Here is a 25,807-nt window from a genome sequence, read left to right on the forward strand (position 1 = left end):
CCTCCCGACCCCCGCCCGCTGACCCCACCCGCCCGGCCCGGCCTCACGACGCGCGCCGCGCTCCCGCCCGCCGAGCAAACGGAGAGCTGACGGCCCTCGGCGCCCGGCGCCCTGGCAGGCATGGTCGGCCCAGCAGGGGACGCCGTTGTCGGCCCGGGCGTCGATCACGCCGGGTTCTCGGGCCGCGCGGACGTCGTGGACAGCCGGGGGCAGGGGGCCGGGGAAGCCCGCAGCAGCCCCCCGGCCGGATCGGCGAGGACCCGCCCGTTCACCTCGCGTTTCTTAGGCTTCCCCGAGCGCGAGGGTGGTCCGTGCTGACCCGGTCGATCGGCGGCAGCGTGCCGCCGAGCAGGACGAACGCCTTCAGCGACGCCGTCCGGGCCGCCTGGGCGTGTGTCGGTGCCGGGGCGGCCAGGATGTCGATCGGGTCCGTCCGGCCCTGGTGCCTGCGCGCGGCCGTCCCACGTGGCGTTGCCGAGGGGCGCGCGTGGCGCGTCCCGCCGCCGGCCTCGACCGGGCCCAGGGCGCCTCGGTCCATCCCGGGGAAGCGACCGGTCGGCCGGTCGGCATGCGTTGCCGGTGGGCTCAGGCGGCCTTCTCGCCGGCGGCGGGCAGGTCGCGGACGAAGGCGCCCATCTCCTCGATGGAGCGCAGGCCCTCGCGGCAGAAGTCGGCGAAGATCTGGAAGACGTGGGGCTGGCGGTCCCAGACGACGAGGGTGACGGGCACCCCGGCGTCCGACAGGCGTCGGGCCATCAGCTCGGCGTCCACCAGCAGCACCTCGGTCGACCCCACGTGGATCAGGGTCGGCGGCATCGCGGCGAGGGCGCCGTTGACGGGCGAGTGCAGCGGTTCCAGCGCGAGGCCGCCGAGCAGCACCGGGGTGAGCTCCGGCAGCAGCGCGCCGGGGATGTAAGGGTCGAGCGGCAGGTTGGCGTGCGCGAGCTTGTCGGCGTGGTCGAGGTTGGTCAGCGGCGACATCGCCACCAGGCCGCCGGGCGCGGGCAGCCCGTCCAGGACGGCCTGGAGCGCGGTCGCGAACGTCAGGAACCCGCCCGCCGAGTCCCCGGCGATCACGATCTCGTCCGCCCGGTACCCCTCGTCCAACAGGAACTCGTACGCCGTCACGCAGTCGGCGATCGACCCGAGCAGCGACGTGCCGGGCAACTGCCGGTAGGCCACCGACAGCGCGGGCGCCCCCGACGCCGCCGACAACCGCGCCACCATCCGCCGGTGCGTCCGCAGACTGCCGACCACGAACCCGCCCCCGTGCAGGTAGAGGATCACCCGTCCTCGCCCGCGGGCCGCGCTCACCCCGGGCCCCAGCACCCACTCCGCGGCGAACCCGTCGAAGGGCACCGCGGCCCGCCGTGTCCCCGGCGGCGTCACCATCACCACGCACAGCGGGTCGAGCACCTTCCACAACCGCATCCCGAACGGAGTGAACAGCACATACCGCATCAGCGGCCGCAACCAGAACCGCAAGAAGAAGGTGAACACCCGGGTGGGCACCCCCACCCCGAGCCGCTCCTCCACCTGTCCCATGGCCGCCTCCCGAGCAAGCGTTAGGCCGCCACGCTACCGGAGCCCCCGCCCGAAGCCCGAGCCGCCCACGCCCTATCCGGGAGGACGCGCCTAAAGCCTGTTTTGTAGTGGCCCGCCCTGCCGGCAACGCGGCGGGGCCTGGGCGAACGTCCTGGCCGGGCCGCAGGCCGGGGCCGACGCCGCTGGGTTGATCGGCTGGCGGATCGGCCTTGATTCCACCGTCCTGCGCGCCCACCAGCACGCCGCCGGAGCCCGCCGCCACGGCGACGAGCAGGCCGAACCGCCCGGCGGAACCACGCCCTGGACGGTCGCGGGGCGGGTTGTCGGCCAAGCTGCATCCGGCCTGCGAGCAGGGACACGAACCCTTGTCGCTGGTGGTCGCCGCCGGGCAGCGTGGCGACGCACCGCAGGTCGAGGCGGTCATGGCCGGGATCCGTGTCGTCCGGAGCGGCGGCGGGCACCCGCGCACGTGGCCCGGACGGGTTCGGGCCGACAAGGCGATTCTCGTCCCGCGCGATCCGCCGCGATCTGCGGCGGCGGGGCATCGCGGCCACGAGCCCGCCGACCAGGCCCGCCACCGGCTGCGGCGCGGCGCCCGCAGCGGTCGGCCGCCGGGGCTCGATCCGGTATCCGGTCATCATGTAGTGGCTCTGGGAGAGGCCCCTGAGCCAGGCTGCGGGTCGCTTGTCTCGTCATATCGGCGAGCCCTAGGACAAGTGTAGCCACGCACTTTTCCGCGCAAGGGGAGTGACCCCTTCCCCGTAAGGGGGATCGGCGGCGGAGAAGACGCGGCCCGATGTGTCGACCGGCCAATCCGGTCGCGGTATGGTCGACGATCGGTCCGTGAAAGTTCAACGAAAGCGGTAATGCAGCGATGTCGCAGGCCCACCTTCAGCAGGTGCGAATGTTCGGCGCGATCCGGGCTCGGCTCCGGCGAACCGGTGGCTTGACGGCCCGCGCGGCCGTCGCCGCCCTGCCGGTCGCGGCCGTCCTGGCCGGTTGCGCGGCTGAAGACGCCCTCAGCCGCGCCGCACCGGGAGACTGCGTGGCGGCGGAAGAGCAGGGCGGCAAGCTGGGCTCGCCGCAGGAGGCCCGCATCGTTTCCTGCACCGCGCCGGACGCCGCCTACAAGGTGGCCATGCGGCTGGACGGCAACGAGCACTGCGGCGACAACACCTACGGATACGTCAGGAACTCGCCGAGCAGAGGCGATGGCTGGCGACTGTGCCTCATGCTGAACGCGAAGGTCGGAGACTGCTTCCACCAGGAGATCGGGTTCCCCACCGGAACGGTCACCAAGGTGGCGTGCGGGCCGTCGGCGAGCTACCGGGTCGTGGCGGTGGTGCCGGGCAGGGCCGACAAGGACGCGTGCGCTCAGGGCGCCGCCCGTCCGGCCGACCCGACACAACCGGTCGCTTTCGCCTACCCCGAACCACCCCACACGGTCTGCGTGGAACGATAAGTCTGGCCGCGCATTGAAACCTCTACCCCGCGACCAGTGCGGCTGTTTCAGTGCGGCTTGATAGACGCCCGGACGCGAGCGGCGTCTTTTAAGGCTTGTCGCGAAAGCGGATTGTCTGTCAGAGCTGCCTGGGATGCTTCGAGCATGGAGATGACAGTGCAGCTGACGATCGACTGCTCCGATCCGCAGAAAATGGTGACTTTCTGGGCCGAGGCGCTGAACTACGTGCTCGAGCCTCCGCCGGGCGGGCACGCCACGTGGCGTGCCCACTGGGCGGCGGCGGGAGTGCCCGAGGCAGAGCTGCCGCCCGGTGCCGGGGACACGCCGGAGTCGATCATCGATCCCGCGGGGCGCGGCCCGAGGGTGTGGTTCCAGCAGGTTCCGGAGCCGAAGGTCGCCAAGAACCGCTGGCACTTCGACCTGAAGGTCGGCGGGGGACCTGACGTCCCACTGGACGTCCGCGTACAGCGGGTCAAGACCACGGTGGAACGGCTGGTCAAAGCCGGTGCCACCGTGCTGCGGATCACGGACGGGCCCGACACGGGGTTCTACGCCGTCGCCATGCATGATCCCGAGGGCAACGAGTTCGACGTCGTCTGAGTCTCCAGGGGCGGCCGTTGCGAGTGGCGCGTGCCTACCGCACTTGGCTTTCGGTGTAGTAGCCCGTGGCGATGAGCTGCTGCTCGTAGTTGCCCTTGTCCACGGTGACCGGTTCGAGCAGGTAGGCGGGGACGGCCTTCGCGCCGTTGTCCTGGGTGCCGGTGACCTGCGGTTCGTCCCCCTTCAGGACGGTGTCGGCGAGCTTCGCCGTGGTGTCGGCGAGCCGCCGCGTGTCGTTGAGGACCGTCGAGTACTGCTCCCCGGCGATGATCGATCTGACGGACTCCGCCTCGGCGCCCTGCCCGGTGATGACCGGGTACGGCCGTTCGCGCGTCCCGTAGCCGCGGGATTCCAGCGCCGACAGGATGCTCCTCGACAGGCCGTCGTACGGCGACAGCACACCCTGGACCGTCGTCCCGCCGCCGTAGTGGCGGGTGATGAGGTCGTCCATCCGCTTGCCCGCCGTCGTCGCGTCCCAGCGCATTGTCGCGACGGTGCCGAAGTCCGTCTGGCCGCTCTCGACGACGAGCCGTTCCGAGTCGATGTACCGCTTCAGGACGTCCATTGCGCCGTCGAAGAAACTCCGTGCGCTGGGGTCCTCCGGCGAACCGGCGAACAGTTCGATGGCGAAGGAGCCTCGTGCCGGGCCCTCCGAACCGTCCGGCTTTCTGATCCCGAGCCCCACCAGCAGGGACGTCGCCTGCTGCCGCCCGACTTCGCGCTGGTCGAAGGACGTGTAGTAATCGATGTCCGGGGAGTCGCGGACGAGCAGATCGTAGGCGATGACCGGGATGTTCTTGCCGGCCGCCGCCCGCAGCCGCTCCGCGATCGCCGGGCCGCCGGCCGAGGCGACGATCAGCAGCCGGGCGCCTTCGCCGATCTGGTCGTCGATCTCGCCCGCCTGGGCGGCGGCGTCGTCGGTGTACTGGAGGTCGACCCGGTAACCGAGCTGCTCCAGCTTCGACCTCAGGCGGTCGCCGTCGTTGGTCCAGCGTTCCGAGAAGGGGTGCGGCAAGGTGACGCCGACGAGCGGGGCCGCCTCCGCCCCGTCGTCGCCTCCGAGACCGGGGAAGACGACGTAGCCGAGGCCGAGCACGGCGAGCAGCGCGAGGGCGAGGAGGCCGCGGCCAGCCCAGACCCGGCGGTGGGCCCCGGCGTTACCGGACGGCCGAGTCGCCGCGGCGTCCCGGTCCGGTTCGGCGTCCGAGGGAGCGTCCCCGCGCCGCCCGCCAGGCTCGTCCGCCACGGTGGGCGCGTCACTGTGCCCGGGCCGTTCGGCGGGCTCGGCGGGTTCGGGGGACAGTGCGGCCGTGTCCTGCCTGGTCGGCGGCGGGCCAATGGGCTGCCGGGCCTGGCCCGGCAGGGCACGCAGGCTGTCCACGACCTCCGCGGACGTGGGACGGTCGGCCGGGTCCTTGGCCAGGCAGGCGCGGACGAGGGGCGCGAGCCGGCCGTCCAGTCCGTCCAGGTGCGGCTCGTCCTGGAGGATCGACCGCATCACCGAGGGGAGGGAGTCGCCGCCGAACGCCGGCTCGCCGGTGGCGGCGAAGACCATGGTCGCCCCCCACGCGAACAGGTCGGCGGCGGGCCCGACCTCGTGATCGGAGAACTGCTCGGGCGCCATGTAGCCCGGGGTGCCGACGATCTGGCCCGCGGTCAGCGACCGGCTGACGTCCAGCGCTCGGGCGATCCCGAAATCGATCACCACCGGGCCGTCCGGGCCGAGCAGGACGTTGCCCGGCTTGAAGTCCCGGTGGACGATGCCCGACTGGTGGATCGCCGCCAGAGCCGTCGCGGTGTTGAGCGCGAGCCGTTCCAGCGCGGCCGCGCCGCGCGGCCCCGTCCCGCGCACGGACTCGTGCAGCGACGGCCCGTCCACGAATTCGCTGACGATGTAGGGCTGTCCGTTCACCACGCCGCTGTCGAGCACCTGTGCCGTGGAGAAGGGCACGACGCGCTTGGCGATCTCCACCTCTCTGAGGAAGCGCGCCCGAGCCCGCTCGTCGATCACCAGATGCGGATGGAGCAGCTTCACCGCCACACGCTCGCCCGAAGCGGTACGGCCGACGTAGACGGCGCCCTGGCCGCCGGTGCCCAGCCGACCCTCGATGCGGTAGGGCCCTACCTCGGCCGGATCCGTGGGCAGCAGAGGCGTCCACTCGCGCATGTGTCCCCCCCAGCCACTCGCCGTGTCGGACGTCCGGGGCGGCGCTGCTTCGAAGCCGGAGTCCCGCCCACATGATCGTCCTAAGAGACACGGATGTCTACTTGACAGGCCGCCCCGGCCGGGCCATCGGCCCATGCCGACCGGACGGCGTCAGGGTGCGGTGTCGGCGATCAGGTCGGGCAGCTTAGCGAGCCTTTCCGAGGTGGGCTCGTCGGCCGGGGTCATCACGGTGAGTCGGTGACCGGTCTCCGCGACGTTCGTGGAGACGAAGTTGAGCCGGAGCATGCCGACGAGAGGGCTGTCCAGGCGCTTGGTCTCCAGGTGCTGGAGCAGGACGTCGTGGCGGTCCCACAGCTCGGAGAACTCCTCGGAGCGCCGCCGCAGCTTCTCGATGGTCTCCGCCGCGCCGGAACCGGCGGTGCTGCCGACGACCGCGCGCAGGTGGGCGACCATCCGCGAAGCGACGACGTCGTCATCGACGTAGCGGCTCCGCCATTCGGCGTCGGTGAAGAACTGGAGCGCGCAGTTGCGTTCGGGCGGTGGTATCCGGTCCATGTCGGTGAACAGGAAGCGGTAGGCGCGGTTGTAGGCGACGATGTCGAACGCACCGGTCTGCAGGCACGCGGGGAACGGGTCGAGTTTGTCCAGCACCGGCTGGTAGGCAGCCGCCAGGGCAGCGTCCAGCGCCGGCGGCCTGCTCGGCTCGGACCGGACGCCGGCGAGGCGCTCCAGGTGCCGCTTCTCCGCGTCGTCCAGGCGCAGTGCTCGGCCGACCGCGGCCAGGACCTGCGTGCTGACGTTGATCGGCCGCCCCTGTTCGAGCCACGTGTACCAGGTGACTCCCACGCCGGCGAGCACGGCGACCTCTTCCCGCCGCAGACCCGGCGTGCGGCGGCGACCGGTCGCGGGGAGACCGACCCGGTCCGGGGTCAGCCGTTCGCGCCGGGAGCGCAGGAACGCACCGAGCTCTCGTCGGGTCTCAGGAGGTCGCACGCCGGTCATGCTCCCATCGTGCAGGAACCGCATGAGCTCATCCAGGTTCGTCCAGTAACCCCATAAACAGGCTCCTGGTACCTGGATAAGAGCGCCGTCAGGGTCGGAGCATGCCTTCGAGACCGACGGCGCAGAACGATGCGCTTCCACCGAACGTCCGAGACCGCCACGAGGCCGCCGCCGGCGCGGCGCCGTCACCGACGCTGGGCATGGCGGGCCTGCTGACGGCGCTGTCGGCGCTGCTCCTGTCGGTGGTGAGCTTCGCCGCCACCGGGATCGCCGTGCCGGACATCGGCGCCTCGCTGCGGGCGACCGCGGCCGAGCAGTCGCTGGTGGTGTCGGTCTACACCCTCGGGTTCGCCGCGCCGATGGTCGTCGGCGGACGGCTGGGCGACCTGTACGGCAGGAGGCGGCTCTTCCTGCTCGGCATGGCCGGGTTCACGGCGGCCTCGCTCGCCTCGATGCTCGCGCCGACCATCACCGTCCTGATCGTCGCCCGCGCCCTCGCCGGGGTGTCCGCGGCGGCCATGGTGCCGCAGGTGCTGGCCACGATCACGGCCTCGACGCAGGGGCGCGAGCGCGCCCGCGCCGTCGCGCTGTTCGGGGCCACCGCGGGCGGCGCGACGGCCGTGGGCCAGGTCCTCGGCGGTGTGCTGCTGTCCGTGCCGATGGTCGGCGCGCCCTGGCGCACCGTCTTCGCGATGAGCGTCCTCATGGGCGTCGTCGCGTTCCTCGCCGCCCTGCGCTGGATGCCCGGCACCGACGCCCCGGGGCACCGCTCCCTCGATCTGATCGGCACCGCGCTGCTCGGCTCGGCGCTGCTCGCGCTGCTGGTCCCGCTGTCCCAGGGCGGCGCGCTCGGCCGGCCGGTGTGGAGCCGGGTCCTGCTGGCGGCCGTCCCGGTGCTGTTCGCGGCGTTCTGGACGCGCCAGCACCGGCTGCACCGCCGCGGCCTCGTCCCTCTCGTGCCGCCTCCGCTGCTGCGGCTGAGGCCCTACCGGCTCGGCCTGGTGATGGCGCTGATGCTCCAGTCGGCCTTCGGCGCGTTCACCTTCCTCTATGCGCTGACCACGCAGACCGGGTTGGGCTGGTCGCCGATGAACGCCGCCCTCGTGCTCCTGCCGTTCGCGCTGTGCTTCTTCGCCGCGTCGATCTGGTCGGGGAGGCTCGCGCCCCGCTTCGGGTTCCGCCGCCTGCTCACGATCGGCGGGATCGTCCAGGCCGTGATGCTGGCGGTCACCGCATGGTCGGTCCTCGTGCAGAGCGACGACCTGGACGCGTGGACGCTGGCCGCGCTGCTGGTCGGTGTCGGCGTCGGCCAGGCCCTCATGTTCGGACCGCTGGTCGGAGCCATGATCGCCGATGTCCCGGCGGCCTTCGCGGGCGCGGCGTCCGGTGTCGTCCAGACCGTGCAGCAGGCGGCCATGGGGCTGGGCGTGGCCGTCGCCGGAGGACTCCTCGGTTCGGCCGTCGCCGGATCGGGCGCGGCCGCGGTGGGGCAGGTCTACGCGACGGCTCTCGCCGTCTGCATGCTCGTCCAGGCCGCGTTCGCCATCGCCTTCGCCCTCTGCGCACTCGCCCTGCCCAAGAGGTGACCGGATCGTTCCGGTGCGCGTCGGGATCGGGTGTGTCGGGCGGGTGCCTCACTCTGGTTTCCTGGTGCCGGTAACGATCTTGGGGCAGCCGCCTGCCTCCACGGCCCGGTCCTCGGGCCGTCCCTGTCGCCGAAGGAGAAGAATGGCAGCCAGCAAGGCCGTCGCCGTCCTCGCGCTCGCGGGGGTGCTCGCCGCGGGATCGGCGGGGTGCTCGCCGGGCGACGGAGAGGAAGCGGCGGCGGGCGCGAGCGGCGGCGGAAGCGGTGGCGGCGCCGGCGGTGGCAAGCCGGCGCTGAAGAGCAGGATCCGGCCGCCCGCGGCGTTCGACGCCACCGCCGGGTGGGAGATCCAGGCCCGCTGGCTGGCGCCCGAGCAGCCCTTCCCGTACGCGGTCTCGCCGAAGAGCGGAAAGATCGCCTACCTGGAGAAGGGGCGGGACGACTTCACGTTGAAGGTGCGCGACGCCGCGGGCGAACTGCTGGCGTCCGCCCGTCCGTGGAAGTCGCCGCAGGTCACGGAGGACCAGATCGCGAGCAAGCCCGGCTCCTTTCCCGCCGTGCCCGTCATCACCCTGGTGAGCGGCGGCGCCCGCGAGTACTTCGCGGTATGGATGGCCGGTAAGAAAGCCGAAGACGAACTGCACGAGGCGCGGTCCGTCGTCTCCGTCGCCTTCTACCCGGTCGACGCGTCCGGGGAGAACGTCGCTCCGTCCGGTACCGCCGACGTCGGCGTCGAACACGATCGCGTTCACGTCTTCCCCGGGAGCGCCGGCATCGTCGTCTCGCACGAGATCGGCGACACCCACCTGATCTCGCCGGACGGAAAGGTGTCCGTCTCCGGCGAGACGGCCAAGGTGCGGATCGGGAACCAGGCGGTCGACCCCGACCCCGCCTTCGCGTACGCGGGCCGGAGCGGTCTGATCACCAACGCCGAGGAGCAGAACGACCCCTACGAGGGCGGCGGATTCGGTGCCGCCGGAGGGTGGCACAGCACGCAGGTCGCCCCGCCCGGCGCCGCCCCGGTCCTGACCTGGAGCAGTGTCAGCAGCGGCTCGGAACGCAAGCCGAACGGGCTTCTCGTCGGCTCCGCGGGCACGAACCTGATCGCGACGTGGACCAAGGGAGACGAAGCCGCCCACTCCGGCGGGCGGGAGCTGCTGACGGCCGTGCACGAGTCGGCGGACGGCAAGGTACGGGCCACCGCGCCTTGCGCCACCGAGCCCCACGACTACGAAGCGGACATCCCCAACCCCGATCGGCGGCTGCCGCGGCTGCCGGCCCTGTCACCCAACGGCGCGTACCTCTCCTCGGCCGCCACCCTGTTCGACCTCGGCCAGGGCAAGGGCCACTGCCTCGGCCAAGAGGAAGGAGCCAAGGACATCACCCTGTTCGCGGTGGGCGACGACGGCGTCGCCTACGGCACGGCGGGCCCCGAACGACGGGACGAGCCCGCCGTGCCGATCTCCGTGGCCGCCGCGACCGGCGCCATCACCACCCTGCCCGCGGAAACCGTGCTCCCCGACGCCCTCGTCAAGGGCGGCGGCGTCTTCGTCGACCGAGGCGCCCTGGGCCCGGTCGAGGCCGGCGGCGGGGACGTGCCGCGGATGATCGTGCTCACCTCGAAGGAGTGACCCACCGCCGGACGTCCGTCACCGAACCGGCGCACGCACGAGTTCGCACGAACGTCGGGCAGGGCGTTGCGCCGTGGCCGCCTGATTGAATAGCCGTACCTGTTCATTTGCCCGGGAGGTGGACGTGCGGCCGCTGCGACCAGGGGATCCCGCGCGCGTCGGACCGTACCGGATCCTCGCGCGGCTCGGGGCGGGCGGGATGGGGACGGTGTACCTCGCGCGGTCGCCGGGTGCGCGGCTGGCCGCGCTGAAGGTCGTCCGGCAGGAGTTCGCCGACGACGCGGCCTTCCGGGCGCGGTTCCGGCGGGAGGTCGCCGCGGCGCGCAAGGTGAGCGGGCTCTACACGGCGCCGATCCTGGACGCCGACGGCGACGCGGCGCACCCGTGGTTCGCCGCGGCGTACGTCCCCGCGCCCACGCTGGGCGAGGCCGTCGCGCGGGGAGGGCCGCTGGACGAGCCCGCCGTCCGGGCGCTGGGCGCGGGGCTGGCCGAGGCGCTGCGCGCGATCCACGGGGCCGGCCTGGTGCACCGCGACCTCAAGCCCGGCAACATCCTGCTCGCCGAGGACGGCCCCAAGATCATCGACTTCGGGATCGCCAGGACCGCCGACGCCACGCGCGTCACCCGCACCGGCGCGATGATCGGCACGCTGGCCTACATGGCGCCCGAGCAGATCGCCGAGAGCAAGGACGCCGGGGCCGCCGCGGACGTGTTCTCCCTCGCGGGCGTCCTGGTCTACGCGGCGACGGGCGCCAAGCCGTTCGGCGAGCGCGACTCGGCCGCGGTGGTCTACGAGGTCATGTACGAGGAGCCGTCCCTCGACGGCGTCCCCGCGTCGCTGCGTGACCTGCTGGCCGCCTGCCTCGCCAAGGACCCGTCCGGACGTCCCGCGCTGGAGTCGGTGCTCGCCGCGCTGACCCCCGCCGATCCCCGGGCGCTGGACTCGCCGCTGCTGCGGCAGGAGGTGGCGGACCGGGAGGCCGAGGCGAACCGGGTGGCGTCGCGGCCGGTCGCGCCGCCCCCGCCGACGCCGCGGGTCGACGGCGGGGTCGGACGGCGGCGGGTCCTGGGACTGGCCGCCGCGGTCGCCGTCGCGGGCATCGGCGCGGGGACCGCGGGATGGGCGATGACCCGCGAGGACCCCGCGCCCGCCGCGTCCGCCGAGCCGGCCCCAAGCGCGACGCCCCTCGCCTCGGCGCCGCCGCCCGTGTGGACGTTCGACCCGCCCCGGCCCGTCGGTGAAACCTCGAAGCTGCTGGTCGCGGACGGCATCGTTCTGTGGGGCGGCGCGAACGAGATGTACGGGGTGGACACCGGCTCCGGGCGGCGGCTGTGGACGAAGGCCGAGGCCAGCGCCGCATACGCGGACGGTACCGCCCGCGGGTCGCGTTTCGTCGTCGTCGGCGGCGTGGCCGGTAATCTCGGTGACCAGAAGGTCACCTTGCTGGACGCCCGGACCGGCAGGGCCACGGAGTTCCCCTGGCCGCTCGACGTCTTCCCCAGGTCCCCCCTCGGCGTCCTCGACGACATGCTCTTCGTGTATTCGCTGGAGGACCTCTGGGCCTTGGACCTGACCAGCGGTGACGTCCGGTGGCACGTCCCGAAGGAGGAGGCCGTGTCGGGAACCGTCGACCGGTCCGGGGTCTACCTCAGCAGAGACCCCTCTCTCACCTGCCTCGACCCTCGCACCGGCCGCGAACGTTGGGTCCGCACCTGGCCCGAGAACCGCCCGGACAGGGGGAGTCTGGACATCGCCCTCGCCAGCGGGCGGGTGTTCGGCAACTTCGGCGACACCGTCCAGGCGGTCGACGCCGCCGACGGGAAGACCGTGTGGTCGCGGAACACCGCCGAGCAGTACGTCGCCGTCGTCCCCGCGGGTCCCGACGTGGCCTTCAAGAACGAGGTCATCGAGGTCTTTGACCAGGCGACCGGTGCTCACCGGCGAACGCTGGTCGCACCGGAACCGTTCGTCTCTCTGAGGCCCTTCGCGGCGAGCGACGCTCTCATCGCGGCCACGTTCAAGGCGTCGGCGGGATCGGCCGAGGGCGTCTACGTCGCCGGGACGGACGGCCGGGCACTGTGGGCGCACCAGGGACAGTCCGGCGGGGAGGACGGTTGGGAAGTCGCGGTGTCCGGCTCGTCCGTCTTCGCGACCGACCACAAGCGGCTCTACCGATTCGAGGCGGTGCAATGACGGCGTCGGACCTGAAACCCGGCGATCCCGAACGCATCGGGCGGTACCGCCTGCTGCGGCGCCTGGGCGAGGGCGGCATGGGGGTCGTCTACCTGGGCGCGTCCCCGGCGGGACGGGCGGTGGCCGTCAAGGTCGTCCGGCCGGAACTCGCCGGAGACCCCGACTTCCGCGCCCGGTTCCGGGGCGAGGTCGAGGCCGCGCAGAAGGTCAGCGGCGCGTTCACCGGCCCCGTCGTCGAAGCCGAACCCGACGGGACCGTCCCGTGGCTGGCGGTCGCGTACGTCAACGGGCTCAACCTGAGGGACGCGGTCGAGCGGTACGGGCCCATGCCCGAGCCGCTGCTGCGCACCCTCGGCGCCGGCCTGGGCGAGGCTTTGATCGCGATCCACGAGGCGGGCCTGCTGCACCGCGACCTCAAACCGGCCAACATCCTGCTCGCCAAGGACGGCCCCAAGGTCATCGACTTCGGCATCAGCAAGGCCGCCGACTCCGCCACGCTCACCGCGGAAGGCCAGTTCATCGGCTCGCCCGGCTACATGGCCCCCGAGCAGATCCGCGGGACGGGCCTCACCTCGGCCGCCGACGTGTTCGCCTTCGGCGCCGTGCTGGCCTTCGCCGCCACCGGCCGTCCGCCGTTCGGCAGGGGCGAGGTCCCCGCGATCGTCCACCGGACCCTGCACAAACAGCCCGACCTGCGGGGCGTCCCGGAGTCCCTGGCGAAGATGGTGGCGGCCTGCCTCGGCCGGGACTCCGACCGGCGTCCGCCCGCGAAGCTGCTGCCGTCGCTGCTGGCCGCCGAGCCGGTCGCGCCCGGCTGGCTCCCCGGCGACATGGGCGAGGAGCTGCGGCGGCGGGAGGACACCCTCGTCCTGGACCTGCGGACGGCCGCCGCGGCCCGCACCCGGCGCCGACTCCTGCTCGGCGGTGCCGCCGCCGCCGGACTCGCCGCCATCGGCGGCGGCACCGCCGCGGCCCTCGCCGCCACGCAGAGCAAGGACGAGCACCGGCTCGCCCCACCGAAGCCGCTGTGGCGCACCACGATCAAAGACGAGGAGCTGACCGAACTCATCGTCCGCCCCGGAGTGGTCATTGTGCTCGCCCACAAGGTCTTCCAGGACGACATCCGCTGCTACTCGCTCGCCACCAAGCGGCAGATCTGGGCCGAAGCGGGCCAACTGGTCACAGGACCGACGCTCCTCTACACGCTGGCCGCCTCCGACGGCTCGGTCACCGCCATGGACGAGACCGAGACGGTCAAGTGGACCTACCGGCCACCGGCGAAATCCAAGTTCCCCGAGCTCTTCGCCCCGGCCGGCGGCCTGCTGCCCCTCACCGGAGACGGGACGGTCACCGGCCTGGACCCCGCCACCGGCCGCCGGCTCTGGACCCGAGAGTGGCCGCAGGAGTCGCCCCCCATCCTCGACGGCCTCCAGGGCCGCACCCTCCTCGTCAGGGTGGACGAAGAGACGGACGGCGTCCGCCAATTCGCGCTCGACACCGCGACGGGCGCGGTCCGGTGGTCCGGTTTGCACGAGACGCTGAACCTGATGCCGCGGGAAGGCAACCTGATCTTCAGCAGTTCCTCCCGCACCACCCTCGACGCGCTGTCGTCCGAAACCGGCCGGAAGGTGTGGAGCGCCGAACTCCCCGACGCCGCGGCGGACCCCGACTTCGAGGACGCCCTCAAGCTCAACGTGACCGTGGCCAACGGGCTGGTCTACGTGAACGGGTCGACCCTCTACGCCCTGGACGCGTCCACCGGCCGGCAGCGGTGGAGCCACACGTCGGCCTCCTCTGACGACTGGACGTGGAACTACTCGGTCGACGAGCGATGCGTCTACCTCCTGGACGCGCCGCGACTCGTCGCCCTCGACGCCCGCACCGGCAGGCGCCTCTGGTCCGCCGACACCCCCGCCTCCGAGGTCCTCCAGGTGACCGTCGCCGGCGGCCTGGTCTTCATCGGCGTGGCGGGCACCGCGAACTCGGGCCTCTACGCCTGGGACGCCAAGACAGGACGACTCGTCTGGAACCACCCCGTAAGCGTCCCTGCCTCTCACGAGCAATGGGCCCTCGACAGCGACGGTTCCACCCTCGCCGCCGCCCACGGCACCACCCTGCTCACCTTCCGCCACGGCTGAGCCGCCGCAGGTCACCCGCCGGTCGCCTGCGCGGCGGACGTTCGGCTGCTGCACAATGTGGCCGGTGATGGAGATGCGTCCAGCGGTGAGCGCCGATCGTCCTGAGGTCGCCAGGATGGTGGAGGCTCGTTGTGCCTGGCTGGAGCATCGGGGACTGGCGAGCTGGCGGGGCGCGCTGGACGACCTGGTCGCACAGTGCGACAACCCTGTCGGGGACGTGTGGATCTTGCAGGACGGTGAGCACGGTGTCGTCGGGCAGATGCTCGTGCAGGAGCAAGGCCCGCCGTGGGGGTGGACCGACGAGGAGCGCGACGAGCCGGCGTTGTACCTGTCGGGGTCGATCACCGATCCGGCACTGCGTGAGCGGAAGCCGGGCACGTTGATGGCATGGTGGGCGGTCGATAGGGCCGCTCGGCTGGAGGTGCCGTGGGTTCGGCGCCACTGCCACTCCGAGCGGGTGGCCCGCTACAACCGGACGCAGGGGTTCGCGTTGGTGCGTGAGGAACAGCGGACGCACGCCCGGTTGTACATGATGGCGAGGCGGGCCGAGCGGCTCGCCCTGCCGTCATGGTTCGGGCTCAGGGCAGGAATGCCCTGACGGCCTGGTCCACGCACGGCTGGACGCGCTACCGCCACTGGAACCGGCCGGGCGCCCGAGCGACGAGCCCAACGGTCACTGAGGCCGCGGGACGAGGATGGCGCGGACGCGCAGGAGCGCTTCGCCCGTCGTTTGCATGGAGTCGAGGAGCCGCTGCCGCTGCCGCTCGCACCGGCAGGCGCCTCTGGTCCGCACCTTCCACCTCGGCTGAGCCGCCGGCCGGGTCGAGTCCTGCGGGCGCGAAGGGGTCACTGGGCGAAAAGTTCTGTCTCCCTGTTGCACAGCCAGCACCGCAGGTCCAAAGGGGCCTGCGTACGTGGATTGTGCAGTGTCGCCCGATAGCACCGCGCGCAGGCGAGCCCCTTGCACGACGAGCACTGGAAACCGGTCCCGTTCATCTCCATGTCTTCGAGGTTGAGATGGTAGGAGAAACTGGCGCCTTCAACGGAAGGGAACGCCGCCGCGGGGATCACCGAATAGCCGCAGCGGGCGCAGTTCTCCCGGGAGAAGGCAGGATCGGGCAGCGCCTTCCGGTCGGCGAGCTCGACGAACGCTCCGTCGTCCTCCTCGAAAATCATGATGAGGTCTTTGCCGAGGTTGCCTTCGGGCGTCTCCGCGATGACGTAGACCTTCTCGTCCCGCACCTCGCAACCGCGCAGAAAGTCGAGGGCTTCCGCTCTGCTGCCAAAACTCTCGATGAGGTAGCGGCCCGAAGGCTGGTTGACCTCGCGGATAGGCCGGTTGTCCGCGTATTCGGGGGGCCAGGAAACGCGATACGTGCCCGACTTGGCGCGTGCCTTGTGTCGATCCCGTCGGAATCTATTGAACAGCGACTTCTTCTGCATGCGGATCACCTTCCCGGGCGGGTGGAGTGCCTCGGCGCCGAACATCGCGTCTCGCGGGCGCGCGGGACTCACTGTGCCTCAAGCCGCCCGGGACCCCTCCCGCCGCGCGTTGACTTCGCGGGCGAACTGTAACTAACCTCGTTGCAGTTACGGTTCGCGGGAGTGGGGGGCTATGAAGGTCAGCAGCAGGACGGCGGTGGCCATCCACGCGTTGACGTTCCTCGCGCGGTGGGAGGACGACGGGCTCCAGTCGTCCAACAAGATCGCGGAGAGTCTGGAGAGCAATCCGGTGCTCGTGCGCCGGATCCTCGGGTCGCTGCGCGCCAAGGGCATGGTCGACTCGGTCGAGGGCAGCGGCGGCGGCTGGCGGCTGGCGCGGCCCGCCGAGGACATCAGCCTCCACGACGCCTACGCCGCCGTGGAGAGCGACGAGGCGCTGCTGCCGGTGCACGCGCACCCGCCGAGCCGGAACTGCATGGTCGGACGGCACATGCAGGCGCTGCTCGAAGAGGAGTTCGCGGCGGCGCAGCGCGCCCTCGAAGAGCGTTTGAGCCGGACGAGCGTCGCCGAGATGCTCGACCGCGTCATCGGCCGCGAACGCACCGCCGTCCCGCCTCGCTGACCGGAACCGCGCGGGCGGAGAGCCACCTCTCCGCCCGTCTTTTTCGCCTAGAACTGCAACTACACCGGTATCAGTTCTCTCGAGATCGGAGACCCCCATGCCCTCGGCCCCGGCGTCCGCGGCGCCCGCCGTGTCAATGCCTCGATTGCTGCTCGTGCTCGTACCGGCGATGCTCCTGAACATCACCGCCGCCGACATGGTCTCGCTCGTCCTCCCGCGCATCTCCGAGCAGTTCGCGGCGTCCACCGCCCAGGTCGCGTGGACGGTGACCGGGTTCCTGCTGGCGTTCGCCGTCGGCGTGCCCTTCTACGGACGGATCGCCGACCGGTACAGCCTCCGCGGCCTCTTCACCGTCGTGCTGGCGGTCTTCGCGGTCGGCGGCCTGATCAGCGCGCTGTCGCCCGGCCTGCCGGTCCTCGTGCTCGGCCGGATCGTCATGGGCATCGGCGGGGCCGCCGTCCCGGTCCTGGGGATCGTGGCCGTGATGCGGCTCCTGCCCGCCGACAAGGCGGCGGTCGGCGTCGGGTTCGTCGCCGCGGCCGCGGGCGTCGGAACCGCCGCCGGACCCGCCGTGGGCGGCATCGTCGGCGAGTACCTCGGCTGGCGGGCCCTGTTCTGGATCACGACCGCCGGTGCGCTGGCCCTCATCCCGGCGGTGCGCCGCGCCATCGCCGACGAGCCCCCCGGCGACTCCGGACCCTTCGACCTCGCGGGCGGCGTCCTGCTTGGCCTCGCCGCCGGCCTGCTGCTCTTCGGCGTCACCCAGTCCGAGGGGGCGGGCTTCGGCCACCCGCGGTCGTGGGGGCCGATCCTCGGCGGCGTCGTCCTCGCGGCGCTGTTCGCCGCACGCAACCGCGCCGCGGCGCACCCGTTCGTCCCGCCGTCGCTGTTCGCCGACCGCGCCTATGTCGCCGCGGTCCTCACCGTCTTCCTGGCGATGACCGCCAACCTCGCCACGCTGGTGCTGGTGCCGGTCCTCATCATCGACGTCAACGGCCTCACCCCCGGCCAAGGCAGCCTCGTCATGATCCCCGGCGGCATCGCCCTGGCCCTCCTGGCGCCACTGGCCGGACGGGTCGGAGCCCGCGGCCGCCACGCGCACCCCGTCCTCCTGGCGGGCCTCGCCGTCATGGGGCTCTCCACCCTCTTCCTGTCCACCGTCGCGGCCGGGTCGTCCCACGTGCTGGTCGGTCTGGCCGTTCTCGGCCTCGACGTGGGCTTCGCGTTCGTCATCACGTTGACCACCGGAGTGGTCGGCAGCGTCCTGCCGCCCCAGCACGCCGGCACCGGAGTGGGCATCTTCCAGGGAGCGCAGTTCCTGGGCGCGGGCACCGGCCCCGCCCTCTTCGGCGCCCTGCTCACCGCGCGAGAGTCCACCGGAGCCGGCGCGGTGAACCCCTTCTACACCGGCGACGCCCCCGCCTACTCCGACGTCTTCCTGGCCCTGACCCTGATCACCGCCTTGGCCGCCCTGGCCGCCCTCCGCCTGCGGACGGCATGGTCCCCGCAGCCCACGGCCCCTTCCCCGGTGGACACCGGCGCGCCGGTCAAGTAGCTTTGATGTCAAAGCCTTTGTTGTCAAAGCTATTGGAGGCGGCCGTGCCGCATCTGACCGTGCACCTTCCGGAGAACCGGCTGGCGGGCAAGGAGCCCGAGCTCGTCACCGCGCTCACCGACGCGATCGTCGGCGTCTACGGCGACTGGGCCCGCGACCTGGTGGGCATCCGGCTGGACGGCGTCCCGGCGGGGCGCCTCGCGCAGGGCGGCAAGGCGGTGGACGCGAGCGCCTCGGTGGTCCTGGGCGTCCGCGCCGGCCTCTTCGACCGTCCCGACGCCGCCCGGCTCACCGCCGACCTCGGCGCCGCCCTCACCGACGCCGTCACCGGCGTCCTGGGCGAGGACTTCCGCCCGGGCACCATGGTCGAACTCGTGGCGTCCCCACCCGAACGCACCTTCGTGGCCGGCGCCCCCGCCACCTGAACCGGGCACACGGCCGCATGCGGCCCGTCCCGGAGGACACCCCACATGCTCGACATCCGTGAGCACGACGCCGTCCTGTCGAGCCCGGCGGCGACGGCGGAGGCGGCCCTCTCGTTCTGAGGGCTCCGGGTCACGGCTCGGCGGGCGGGTCCGGTTGCTCGACGTAGCGGGCGCCCGCGAAGTGGGCGAGCGCCGCTCGGAGGTCGACGATCTCCTCCTCCGCCATGACATCGCTGATCGAGCAGACGACGGTGCCGCCGTGGAGGTCGTCGCCTTCGATCGGGCGCTCGTCCCCGGCGTACCAGATGACGAGCTTGTGCTCGTGGCCGTCGCCGATCACGCCCACCTGCTCGACGAGGTTCCAGGGGACGAACGTGTCCGCGACGTACCGGAACGCGAGGCCGTCGCGGTTCAGGGTGAGGCGGTCCGAGGGGAGCCACAGGCCGAGGAGCGTGAACAGTCCGCCGCCGAGGACGCTGATCGCCGCCGCGGCGGCGATCCTGCCGGACGTCCCGAGGCCGTGGAGGACGGGCAGCGCGAACAGCGGGAGGAGGACGAACATCCAGGTGACGAACAGGCCGGCCGTGAAGTGCGTCGACACCTGCCACCGCCTGTCCCGGACGTAGACGGCCTCGCCCGGGATCCGTGCGAGGACGTCGCCGGGGGTCGGGCGCTCGGCGGGGTCCTTGGCGAGGCAGTCGGCGGCCAGGGCCGCGAGGCCGTCCGGCATTCCGGACAGGTCGGGCTCGTCGTGGACGACGCGGTGCAGGACGTCCTCGGCGGGGCCCGTCCCGAAGGGCGGGCGGCCCGTCGCGGCGAAGGCGAGGACGGCCCCGAGCGCGAACACGTCGCTGGGCGGGACCACGTCGTGCCCGCGCGCCTCTTCGGGCGAGACGAACGAGGGGTGCGCCGCGCCGGACTCGACGACGCGCGGCCCGTCCTCGGCGAGCAGCACCCCGGACGGGTGCAGGCCGCGGCCCGCCGGACTCCGTGCGAGCCGCCGGGCCAGCTCCGCCGCCAGCGCCGCGGCGTCGGCGGGTGCCAGCGGCCCGTACCGGTCGACGGCGTCCCGCAAGGACGCGGGGGGCGGGGTGCCGGCGAGGGCGTGGGCCGGCTCGGAGCCGTCGGTGTGGGTCACGCGGCGGGCGGGGAGTCGATCACGCTCATCGGGCTTCGGACCTCCTCGCGTACGGTGCCCCTAGATCTTCCACGGGCGGGACGGCGTCGGCAATCAGGTCTCGTCGTCGCGTTCGACGACCGCGGCGACGGCGAGGTGCAGCAGGGCCGCCAGGTGCGGTTCGAGCTCGTCGGCGGGGACGGCGCCGACGAGGGCGGGGAGCATGACCCGGTCGCGGGCCGCGGCGGCGGCGAGCACCCGCGCGGCCCAGCGCGCCGGGACCGGCGCCTGCTCGATGCCGGGCCGGATGCCGGCGGCCCGCGGGTGCTCGTCCAGGATCGCCCTGCACCAGACGGCGACGAGGCGCTCGACCGCGGCGGGGCCGCGGTGGACGGCGCGGGCGGTCAGGGCGCGGCTGCGCCGGTGCTCGCCGTAGACGGCGGCCGTCAGCGCCCGCCCGGCCAGCAGCCCGGCGTGCCAGCGGAGGGCGAGGTCGGCCGCCCTGGGCCGGATCGGCATCACCGACTCCCGGGGTCAGTCGCAGAGCGTGGGGCGCGGGCTGGTCAGGCCGTCGGTGCAGTCCTCGGGGACGAACCCGGCCCGCTCCGTCGGGACCTTCGGCCGCCACGTGTGGACGGCCTCGCCCGCGGCGTCGTAGCCGGTCACGGCCGCGACGCGGATGGTGGGCGAGGACATGGCGTCGGTCGACCCGTCGTCCCGCACCATCTCGGCGGGGGTCTGGGCGATGAAGAAGCCGTCGTGGACGACGGCCTGCGCGGCGCGGCCGCCGTCCCATGCCACGCCGACGCGGGTGACGCCGGGTTTGGCGCGGCCGACGACCACGGCGTGCAGTTCGTCCCACTTCAGGGCCTGCACCTGCCGGATGCCGTCCACGCGCAGCGGCGCGTCGAAGCCGAAGAGGCCGCCGTCCTTCCCGCCGGGCCAGGGGTGCACCTGCGGCGGTTCGGTGTTGTGGCCCCCGCCGGTCACGCAGAGGACGTAGCCGCGGGGGCCGCCGACCTCCACGAGCTGCCCGCCCGGCACCCGCTGCCGCGTCAGCAGCCGGAAGTCGGACGACGGCCCGTCGCGCAGGCACGCGCGGGTGATCGCCCGCTCGCTCGGGGTGTCGTCCGGGAGGGCGGGCGGCGACCCGCCGGGCGGGCCGAGGACGCCGGGGGCGGACGTGTCGGCGCCCGCGGCGAACGTCGCGGGCACGGCGATCGCGAGGGCGGCGAGGGCCGCGCCGGCGGCCGTCCTGCCCCGGCGGCGGCGGGCGGCGGTGCGGAGGGCGCGGTCGGCGAGGTCGGCGGGCGGCTCGGCGCGGTCGGCGAGCGCGGTGAGCGCGTCCTTGAGCATCCGGTCGGTCACGGTCGGCCTCCGGCGGGTTCGAGGTGGGCGGCCAGGTCGGGGGCGAGTTCCCGGAGCCGGGCGATGGCGCGGTGCGTCTGGCTGCGGACGGTGCCGACCGAGCAGCCCATGATCGCGGCGACGTCGCGTTCGGGCAGGTCCTCGTAGTAGCGCAGGACGAGCACGGCCCGCTTGCGCGGCGGCAGGGCCAGCAGCGCGCGTTCGAGCGTCAGCCGCAGGTCGACGTCCGGGCCCGGGGAGGGCAGGTCGGGAGGCTCCGCGACGACCGACTCGCGGCGCCGCCGGCGCCACCGGTTGACCTGCTCGTTGTACATGGCGCGGCGGACGTAGCCGTCCGGGTTGTCCCGCACGCGGCCCCACCGCGCGGCCGTCTTCGCCAGCGCGTTCTGCAGCAGGTCCTCGGCGGCGTGCTGGTCCCCGGCCAGTACGTACGCCGTCCGGATGAGGCTGCCGGACCGTGCCGCGACGAACGCGGCGAAGCTCTCGCGGGCCTCTCGGTTCAACGGACCTCCTCTGTGGTGTCACCCTCTGAGACCCGCGAACCCCCCGCGGCTATGCTTCCGCGCCCGAACTTTTTCCCGCCGCCGGTCCGATGGCCACCTTGATCGCCTTCTCTCTGGACGTACGCCTTCCAGATCGACTGCGGCGGGGGGCCGTTCCCGGGCACGGCGGTGATGTCAAAAAAACATGCCATGCTTTACTGGCATGAACGGTGCGGATGTTGCATCGTTGCCCCCATGAGGAGATTCCTGGCGAGTGCGGCCGTCGCGGGCGCCGCGCTGCTGGCCCTGCCGGCGGCGGCGCACGCCGCCGAGACCGACCCGCGCACCGTGCCGCTGCCGTTCCTGTGGCCGCGCGCCGACCTCACCGCCGTTGCCCCGGACGGCGCGGGCGGCGTCTGGATCGGCGGCGGCCAGGGCGCCCACTGCCTGGTCGTCCTCAACCCGTGGTGCTACAACATCGGCAACCCGGTCGTGCGGCGCTGGACCGGATCGGGCTGGCGGGAGTACCCGATCCGCGGCTGGACGGGCAACGGGTTCGTCCGGCAGGTCGCGTCGGGGGCGGGCGGGACGTGGATCGGCGGCGTCGAGCAGGGCGCGGCCGGGACGAACCGGCTGTTCGCGTTCGACGGGACGTCCTTCCGTAGGGTCGAGACGCCGTCCGCCGCCATCGGCGTGCTCAGCACCGGGCCCGCCGGGACCTGGATCACCCAGGACGTCCCCGCCGGTTCGGGCGAGCCGCACCTCCTCCGGCGCGACGGCGACGCGTGGACCGCCGTCGGCCTCCCCGACCCGGGCGCGCGGTTCAACGACGTCCGTGCGTCGTCCGCCGCGGACGTCTGGGCCGCGGGCTCCCGCCCCGGCGCGGACGGCGGCGAACGGCGGCCCGCCGTGGCCCGCTTCGACGGCACCGCCTGGACCCGGCTGCCCGAACCCGACCTGCCGTCCTCCACCGCCGTCGACCGGGTCGTCCCGCTGGCGCCCGACGACGTGTGGGTGTCCGCGAACGCGCACCTCGCCCATTGGGACGGCTCCGCGTGGACGACGATCGACGGGCCGGGCGGCCCCGTCGTCGACATCGCCGTCGACGGTTCGGGCGCCGTGTGGGCGGCGACCGTCCCGTCCGGCGGCACCGGGCTCGCGCGCTACGAGGACGGCGCGTGGCGGCAGGTCGCCGTCCCGGACGGCGCCGAACTGCACGACCTCGCGGCGGTCGGCGCGTCGACGATCTGGGGCGTGGGCCGCGCGAACGACGCCCCGATCGCGGTGCGCACAGGCTGACCCCGGGGCGGGGAGCGTCAGACCTCGGCTCGTCGAACGGCCGGGCCGACGCGCGGGTCGCGGCGGAGTCGCGTCCGCGCGATCGTCGCGTTCCGGCCGGGTACGGGGGCGGGCGTCCGGGCATCCTCTGGACATGGGCGACGCGACCGCCGCCATCCGGCCGTTCCGCCCCGGCGACGCCGGGCAGGTCGCCGGGCTCGTCCGGCGGTGCCTGCACGCGGTGAACGGCCGCGACTACCCGCCCGACGTCATCGACCGGATGTGCGCGCGGTTCACCGCCGAGCGGTTCGTGGAGCTGTCGGCGGTCCGCCGCGTCTACGTCGCCGACGACGGCCGGGTCGTCGGCACCGTCTCCCGCGACGGCAACCGGGTCTACTCGCTGTTCGTCGATCCCGGCGCGGCCGGGCGGGGCCTCGGACGGCGGCTCCTGCGGCACGTCGAGACGCTCGCCGCCCGTGAGGGCCACGCCCACATGGAGACCGGCGCCACCGTCACCGCCCACAGCTTCTACCTGCGCCTCGGCTACCGCGACGCCGACACCGGGCCCGGCTCCGACTACCTCCTGCGCAAGCCGCTGCCCCCGGCCGGGGGTGCCGGGGGTCAGTGCTCGCGGTAGAGGACGAGGTGCTCGTGGTAGAGGACGCCGTCGCGGACGTCGCCGGTGGCGGTGAAGCCGAGGTCGTCGAAGTAGTCGATGTGGTCGCCGGTGACCGTGTAGCGGCCGGTGTAGGCGCGTTCGCGGCCGTCCCGCGCCTCCTCGTAGCGGCCGTCGGGCAGGAGCTCCTGCCGGATGCGGCCGTCGGCGGTGACCCACATGCCCACGTGGGGATGCGGGTCGGTCTGGGGGCGGCCGGGTCGGTCCTGCTTGCAGGCGGACGCGGCGAGGACGGCGAGCAGGCCGAGGGCGACGGCGGCAGTGCGCGGCATGGCGGGCTCCTTGGACGGGTTGCCGGGACGGGTTGCTGGGGGCACCGTCGAGTCTGCTGCGGCGCCGGTGGCGGGGGCAGGGCGCGGTGTTCCTGGGAGGGCCGCACCGAGGAACGCTCGGGGACTCCCCGGCGTGGTCGCCGCGTGACAAGATGTCAGTCAAAGGAACAGGTTTGTTCTCAATAAGGGCGGAGGCGCCGGGTGGCGGTCGCACCGGTGAAGACGGACGATCCGGAACGGGTCGGGCGGTACCGGATCGTGGGGCGGCTCGGCCAGGGCGGCATGGGGCGCGTGTACCTGGGGCTGTCGCCGGGCGGGCGTCCGGTCGCGGTGAAGGTCGTGCGGGACGAACTCGCGGGCGACCCGGGCTTCCGCGGCCGGTTCGTCCGTGAGGTGGCGGCGGCGCGGCTGGTCGCGGGCTTCTACACCGCCGAGGTCGTGGACGCCGACCCGGACGGCGACCCGCCGTGGCTCGCGACGCGGTACGTGGCGGGGCCGTCGCTGGAGGCGGCGGTGGCGGCGCACGGCCCGTGGCCGGAGCGGTCGGTGCGGGCGCTGGGCGCGGCGCTGGCGGAGGGGCTGGAGAGCGTGCACGGCGCCGGGGTGGTGCACCGCGACCTGAAGCCGTCGAACGTGCTGCTGGCCGGGGACGGCCCGCGCCTGATCGACTTCGGGATCTCGCTCGCGGCCGAGGGCACCCAGCTCACCGAGACCGGCGCGGTGATCGGGACGCCCGGCTTCATCGCCCCGGAGCAGCTCGTGCGGGACGAGGCGTCCGCGGCGAGCGACGTCTTCGCGTTCGGCGCCGTCCTGGCGTTCGCGGCGACCGGGAGCGGGCCGTTCGGGGGCGGCCCGGCGCACGCGCTGCACTACCGGGTGGTGCACGAGCCGCCGGACCTGGCGGGGCTGCCGTCCGGGCTCGCGGACGTGGTGGGCCGCTGCCTGGCCAAGGACCCCGAGGAGCGTCCCGCGGTGTCCGAGCTGGTCGCGGAGCTGGGCGGTGCCGGGGACGGCCCGCTGCCCGACGCGGTCGCGGCCGACATCGGGCGCGCGGAGGCCGCCCCGGTCCTGGTACCCGCCGGGGCGGTGGCCGAGCCGCCCGCGGAGCCGACGGCCGTCGACCGCCGCGCGCGGGCCGGGTGGCGCAGGCCGCTGCTCGCGGGCGTCGCCGTCGCCGCCACGGTGTCGCTCGTCGCGGCGGGGGCCGTGCTCGCGGCCCGGACGTCCGGGGACGAGCGGGACACCGCCGGGCCGCCCGCGTGGAAGGAGCGCTGGTCGTTCCCGCTGGACGGCGACCTCGAACTGGTGCGCGTCACCGAGAGCACGGTCTACCTCGGCGACCAGGACGGCACCCTGGTCGTGCTCGACGCCGCCGGCGGCGCGGAGCGGTGGCGGAAGCGCTACCCCGGGGAGTACCCGGCCCTCGAGGAGGGGAGCGACGAGATCGCGTACTACGGGGACGGCACGTACACGTACGCCCTGGACGCCCGGAACGGCCGGGAGCTCTGGAAGGAGAAGGACCACGGCATCACCGGGCCGTCCAGCACCGTCGGAAGCACCACGTACAAGGCGTTCGCCAACTGGCTGTTCGAGATCGACGCCCGCACCGGCGACAAGCGCTGGGAGAAGCGCACCGAAGACGTGATGTGGGACACCCCGGTCGCCGCCGGCGGGACCCTCTACATCGTGGACGGTGAAGCCGCCCTGCACGCCGTGGACGCCGGGACCGGCGACAACCTGTGGCGGTTCGACGCCGGGAGCGAGATCGAGACGCTGCCGGTCGCCGCGGACGGCATGGTCTACATCGGCACCATCGACGGCGCGGTGCACGCGGTGGACGCCGACACCGGGCGGGAGGCGTGGAGCCGGGAGTTCGACGGCGCGGAATGGGACCCGGCCCTCGCGGAGGGGGCCGGATACCCGATCGTCGCGGGCGGGGTCGTCTACTTCGAGAACGACGCCTACGTGTGCGCCTTCGACGCCGGGACCGGCGAACTGCTGTGGAAGCACGAACCGGGCCCGGACAAGGAGCTCGTGCTGCTGGAGGCGATGGACGGCCAGGTCCTCTTCAACGAGGTCCCCGACAACGACGGCGACGACGAGAACGAGACCGTGCACGCCCTCGACGCCCGCACCGGCGAACGGCTGTGGACGGACGTCCTCGGGGAGAGCACGACGATCGTCGGCGGCACCGTGTACTACGAGGACGGCGGGCGCCTGCGGGCGGTCGAGGCCGCCGGGTGAG

The 25,807-nt window shown here is 73.4% G+C and carries 22 protein-coding genes and 1 pseudogene; 13 read left to right on the forward strand and 10 right to left on the reverse strand.

Translation table 11 applies throughout. From position 1 onward, the window contains the following. Nucleotides 1–102: 102 nt before the first annotated feature. Nucleotides 103–418 (reverse strand): annotated as a pseudogene (locus DMH08_RS41690) (IS5/IS1182 family transposase); the annotation flags it as partial. A gap of 167 nt (nucleotides 419–585) precedes the next feature. Further along, the gene (locus tag DMH08_RS18340; RefSeq protein WP_125616219.1) at nucleotides 586–1,545 is read right to left on the reverse strand and encodes an alpha/beta hydrolase; all 960 of its coding nucleotides are present in this window, start codon (nucleotides 1,543–1,545) and stop codon (nucleotides 586–588) included. 1,045 nt (nucleotides 1,546–2,590) lie between these two features. On the opposite strand from DMH08_RS18340, the gene DMH08_RS18350 reads away from it, so the two are divergent. Continuing rightward, nucleotides 2,591–3,007, forward strand: a complete 417-nt coding sequence (locus DMH08_RS18350; RefSeq protein ID WP_125616222.1) for an LppU/SCO3897 family protein — start codon at nucleotides 2,591–2,593, stop codon at nucleotides 3,005–3,007. Nucleotides 3,008–3,157: 150 nt separating this feature from the next. Continuing rightward, a complete protein-coding gene (locus DMH08_RS18355) occupies nucleotides 3,158–3,607 on the forward strand; it encodes a VOC family protein (RefSeq protein ID WP_233617671.1) in 450 nt (149 codons plus the stop codon). Nucleotides 3,608–3,641: 34 nt separating this feature from the next. Here the strand turns inward: DMH08_RS18355 and DMH08_RS18360 are convergent, their stop codons facing one another. Both DMH08_RS18360 and DMH08_RS18365 read right to left on the reverse strand, forming a co-directional pair. Next, on the reverse strand, nucleotides 3,642–5,774 hold the full coding sequence (locus tag DMH08_RS18360) for a substrate-binding domain-containing protein (RefSeq protein WP_158642342.1): 2,133 nt from the start codon (nucleotides 5,772–5,774) through the stop codon (nucleotides 3,642–3,644). Nucleotides 5,775–5,924: 150 nt separating this feature from the next. Next, nucleotides 5,925–6,776, reverse strand: coding sequence for a helix-turn-helix transcriptional regulator (locus DMH08_RS18365; protein ID WP_125616231.1), 852 nt, complete (start codon nucleotides 6,774–6,776; stop codon nucleotides 5,925–5,927). A 101-nt stretch (nucleotides 6,777–6,877) separates the two neighbouring features. On the opposite strand from DMH08_RS18365, the gene DMH08_RS18370 reads away from it, so the two are divergent. From DMH08_RS18370 to DMH08_RS18390, 5 genes are all read left to right on the forward strand, one after another. Then, nucleotides 6,878–8,362 carry an MFS transporter gene (locus DMH08_RS18370; RefSeq protein WP_233617669.1) on the forward strand — a complete coding sequence of 495 codons (1,485 nt, stop codon included), beginning with the start codon at nucleotides 6,878–6,880 and terminating at the stop codon, nucleotides 8,360–8,362. A gap of 142 nt (nucleotides 8,363–8,504) precedes the next feature. Then, nucleotides 8,505–9,992 carry a hypothetical protein gene (locus DMH08_RS18375; protein ID WP_125616234.1) on the forward strand — a complete coding sequence of 496 codons (1,488 nt, stop codon included), beginning with the start codon at nucleotides 8,505–8,507 and terminating at the stop codon, nucleotides 9,990–9,992. A 124-nt stretch (nucleotides 9,993–10,116) separates the two neighbouring features. Then, nucleotides 10,117–12,186 carry a protein kinase domain-containing protein gene (locus tag DMH08_RS18380; RefSeq protein WP_125616237.1) on the forward strand — a complete coding sequence of 690 codons (2,070 nt, stop codon included), beginning with the start codon at nucleotides 10,117–10,119 and terminating at the stop codon, nucleotides 12,184–12,186. Then, nucleotides 12,183–14,324, forward strand: a complete 2,142-nt coding sequence (locus DMH08_RS40200; RefSeq protein WP_158642343.1) for a serine/threonine-protein kinase — start codon at nucleotides 12,183–12,185, stop codon at nucleotides 14,322–14,324. The genes DMH08_RS18380 and DMH08_RS40200 overlap by 4 nt, the downstream gene beginning before the upstream one ends. Before the next feature lie 67 nt (nucleotides 14,325–14,391). Beyond that, on the forward strand, nucleotides 14,392–14,922 hold the full coding sequence (locus tag DMH08_RS18390; RefSeq protein ID WP_034520550.1) for a hypothetical protein: 531 nt from the start codon (nucleotides 14,392–14,394) through the stop codon (nucleotides 14,920–14,922). A 248-nt stretch (nucleotides 14,923–15,170) separates the two neighbouring features. Here DMH08_RS18390 and DMH08_RS18395 read toward each other — a convergent pair whose 3' ends face one another. Continuing rightward, on the reverse strand, nucleotides 15,171–15,767 hold the full coding sequence (locus DMH08_RS18395; protein WP_125616243.1) for a hypothetical protein: 597 nt from the start codon (nucleotides 15,765–15,767) through the stop codon (nucleotides 15,171–15,173). Between the two features lie 172 nt (nucleotides 15,768–15,939). Between DMH08_RS18395 and DMH08_RS18400 the strand changes: the two genes are divergently transcribed. From DMH08_RS18400 to DMH08_RS18410, 3 genes are all read left to right on the forward strand, one after another. Then, entirely contained in the window at nucleotides 15,940–16,389 is a 450-nt protein-coding gene (locus DMH08_RS18400) for an RrF2 family transcriptional regulator (protein ID WP_125616246.1), read from the forward strand. A 154-nt stretch (nucleotides 16,390–16,543) separates the two neighbouring features. Beyond that, complete coding sequence (locus tag DMH08_RS18405; protein WP_233617672.1) at nucleotides 16,544–17,944, forward strand: MFS transporter; 1,401 nt, start codon at nucleotides 16,544–16,546, stop codon at nucleotides 17,942–17,944. Nucleotides 17,945–17,988: 44 nt separating this feature from the next. Next, entirely contained in the window at nucleotides 17,989–18,369 is a 381-nt protein-coding gene (locus DMH08_RS18410; protein ID WP_125616253.1) for a tautomerase family protein, read from the forward strand. A 130-nt stretch (nucleotides 18,370–18,499) separates the two neighbouring features. On the opposite strand, the gene DMH08_RS40205 is transcribed toward DMH08_RS18410, so the two are convergent. The 4 genes from DMH08_RS40205 to DMH08_RS18430 all read right to left on the reverse strand — a co-directional run bounded on the left by DMH08_RS40205 (nucleotide 18,500) and on the right by DMH08_RS18430 (nucleotide 21,357). After that, nucleotides 18,500–19,507, reverse strand: coding sequence for a hypothetical protein (locus DMH08_RS40205; protein ID WP_158642345.1), 1,008 nt, complete (start codon nucleotides 19,505–19,507; stop codon nucleotides 18,500–18,502). 93 nt (nucleotides 19,508–19,600) lie between these two features. Then, the gene (locus DMH08_RS18420; protein WP_026405079.1) at nucleotides 19,601–20,005 is read right to left on the reverse strand and encodes a hypothetical protein; all 405 of its coding nucleotides are present in this window, start codon (nucleotides 20,003–20,005) and stop codon (nucleotides 19,601–19,603) included. Nucleotides 20,006–20,020: 15 nt separating this feature from the next. Beyond that, on the reverse strand, nucleotides 20,021–20,854 hold the full coding sequence (locus DMH08_RS18425; protein WP_125616256.1) for a hypothetical protein: 834 nt from the start codon (nucleotides 20,852–20,854) through the stop codon (nucleotides 20,021–20,023). Further along, complete coding sequence (locus tag DMH08_RS18430; RefSeq protein ID WP_051301358.1) at nucleotides 20,851–21,357, reverse strand: SigE family RNA polymerase sigma factor; 507 nt, start codon at nucleotides 21,355–21,357, stop codon at nucleotides 20,851–20,853. The genes DMH08_RS18425 and DMH08_RS18430 overlap by 4 nt, the downstream gene beginning before the upstream one ends. 234 nt (nucleotides 21,358–21,591) lie before the next feature. Between DMH08_RS18430 and DMH08_RS18435 the strand changes: the two genes are divergently transcribed. Both DMH08_RS18435 and DMH08_RS18440 read left to right on the forward strand, forming a co-directional pair. After that, nucleotides 21,592–22,635, forward strand: a complete 1,044-nt coding sequence (locus DMH08_RS18435; RefSeq protein WP_125616259.1) for a hypothetical protein — start codon at nucleotides 21,592–21,594, stop codon at nucleotides 22,633–22,635. A 133-nt stretch (nucleotides 22,636–22,768) separates the two neighbouring features. Beyond that, nucleotides 22,769–23,251, forward strand: coding sequence for a GNAT family N-acetyltransferase (locus tag DMH08_RS18440; RefSeq protein ID WP_125616262.1), 483 nt, complete (start codon nucleotides 22,769–22,771; stop codon nucleotides 23,249–23,251). Here DMH08_RS18440 and DMH08_RS18445 read toward each other — a convergent pair. Next, nucleotides 23,236–23,562, reverse strand: a complete 327-nt coding sequence (locus DMH08_RS18445; RefSeq protein WP_125616265.1) for an Atu4866 domain-containing protein — start codon at nucleotides 23,560–23,562, stop codon at nucleotides 23,236–23,238. The two genes, DMH08_RS18440 and DMH08_RS18445, sit on opposite strands and share 16 nt — an antisense overlap. Before the next feature lie 201 nt (nucleotides 23,563–23,763). On the opposite strand from DMH08_RS18445, the gene DMH08_RS18450 reads away from it, so the two are divergent. Next, on the forward strand, nucleotides 23,764–25,806 hold the full coding sequence (locus DMH08_RS18450) for a serine/threonine-protein kinase (RefSeq protein ID WP_125616268.1): 2,043 nt from the start codon (nucleotides 23,764–23,766) through the stop codon (nucleotides 25,804–25,806). Nucleotide 25,807: the final 1 nt, after the last annotated feature.

The organism is Actinomadura sp. WAC 06369, from assembly GCF_003947565.1.
Classification (GTDB): domain Bacteria; phylum Actinomycetota; class Actinomycetes; order Streptosporangiales; family Streptosporangiaceae; genus Spirillospora; species Spirillospora rifamycini.

What these genes read in the sequence shown, in the direction of transcription:
- DMH08_RS18340 (WP_125616219.1), bottom strand. Translation starts at nt 1,545, where the DNA reads ATGGGACAGGTGGAGGAGCGGCTCGGGGTGGGGGTGCCCACCCGGGTG.
- DMH08_RS18355 (WP_233617671.1), top strand. Translation starts at nt 3,158, where the DNA reads ATGACAGTGCAGCTGACGATCGACTGCTCCGATCCGCAGAAAATGGTG.
- DMH08_RS18360 (WP_158642342.1), bottom strand. Translation starts at nt 5,774, where the DNA reads ATGCGCGAGTGGACGCCTCTGCTGCCCACGGATCCGGCCGAGGTAGGG.
- DMH08_RS18365 (WP_125616231.1), bottom strand. Translation starts at nt 6,776, where the DNA reads ATGACCGGCGTGCGACCTCCTGAGACCCGACGAGAGCTCGGTGCGTTC.
- DMH08_RS18370 (WP_233617669.1), top strand. Translation starts at nt 6,878, where the DNA reads ATGCCTTCGAGACCGACGGCGCAGAACGATGCGCTTCCACCGAACGTC.
- DMH08_RS18375 (WP_125616234.1), top strand. Translation starts at nt 8,505, where the DNA reads ATGGCAGCCAGCAAGGCCGTCGCCGTCCTCGCGCTCGCGGGGGTGCTC.
- DMH08_RS40200 (WP_158642343.1), top strand. Translation starts at nt 12,183, where the DNA reads ATGACGGCGTCGGACCTGAAACCCGGCGATCCCGAACGCATCGGGCGG.
- DMH08_RS18390 (WP_034520550.1), top strand. Translation starts at nt 14,392, where the DNA reads ATGGAGATGCGTCCAGCGGTGAGCGCCGATCGTCCTGAGGTCGCCAGG.
- DMH08_RS18395 (WP_125616243.1), bottom strand. Translation starts at nt 15,767, where the DNA reads ATGCAGAAGAAGTCGCTGTTCAATAGATTCCGACGGGATCGACACAAG.
- DMH08_RS18400 (WP_125616246.1), top strand. Translation starts at nt 15,940, where the DNA reads ATGAAGGTCAGCAGCAGGACGGCGGTGGCCATCCACGCGTTGACGTTC.
- DMH08_RS18420 (WP_026405079.1), bottom strand. Translation starts at nt 20,005, where the DNA reads ATGCCGATCCGGCCCAGGGCGGCCGACCTCGCCCTCCGCTGGCACGCC.
- DMH08_RS18435 (WP_125616259.1), top strand. Translation starts at nt 21,592, where the DNA reads ATGAGGAGATTCCTGGCGAGTGCGGCCGTCGCGGGCGCCGCGCTGCTG.
- DMH08_RS18440 (WP_125616262.1), top strand. Translation starts at nt 22,769, where the DNA reads ATGGGCGACGCGACCGCCGCCATCCGGCCGTTCCGCCCCGGCGACGCC.
- DMH08_RS18445 (WP_125616265.1), bottom strand. Translation starts at nt 23,562, where the DNA reads ATGCCGCGCACTGCCGCCGTCGCCCTCGGCCTGCTCGCCGTCCTCGCC.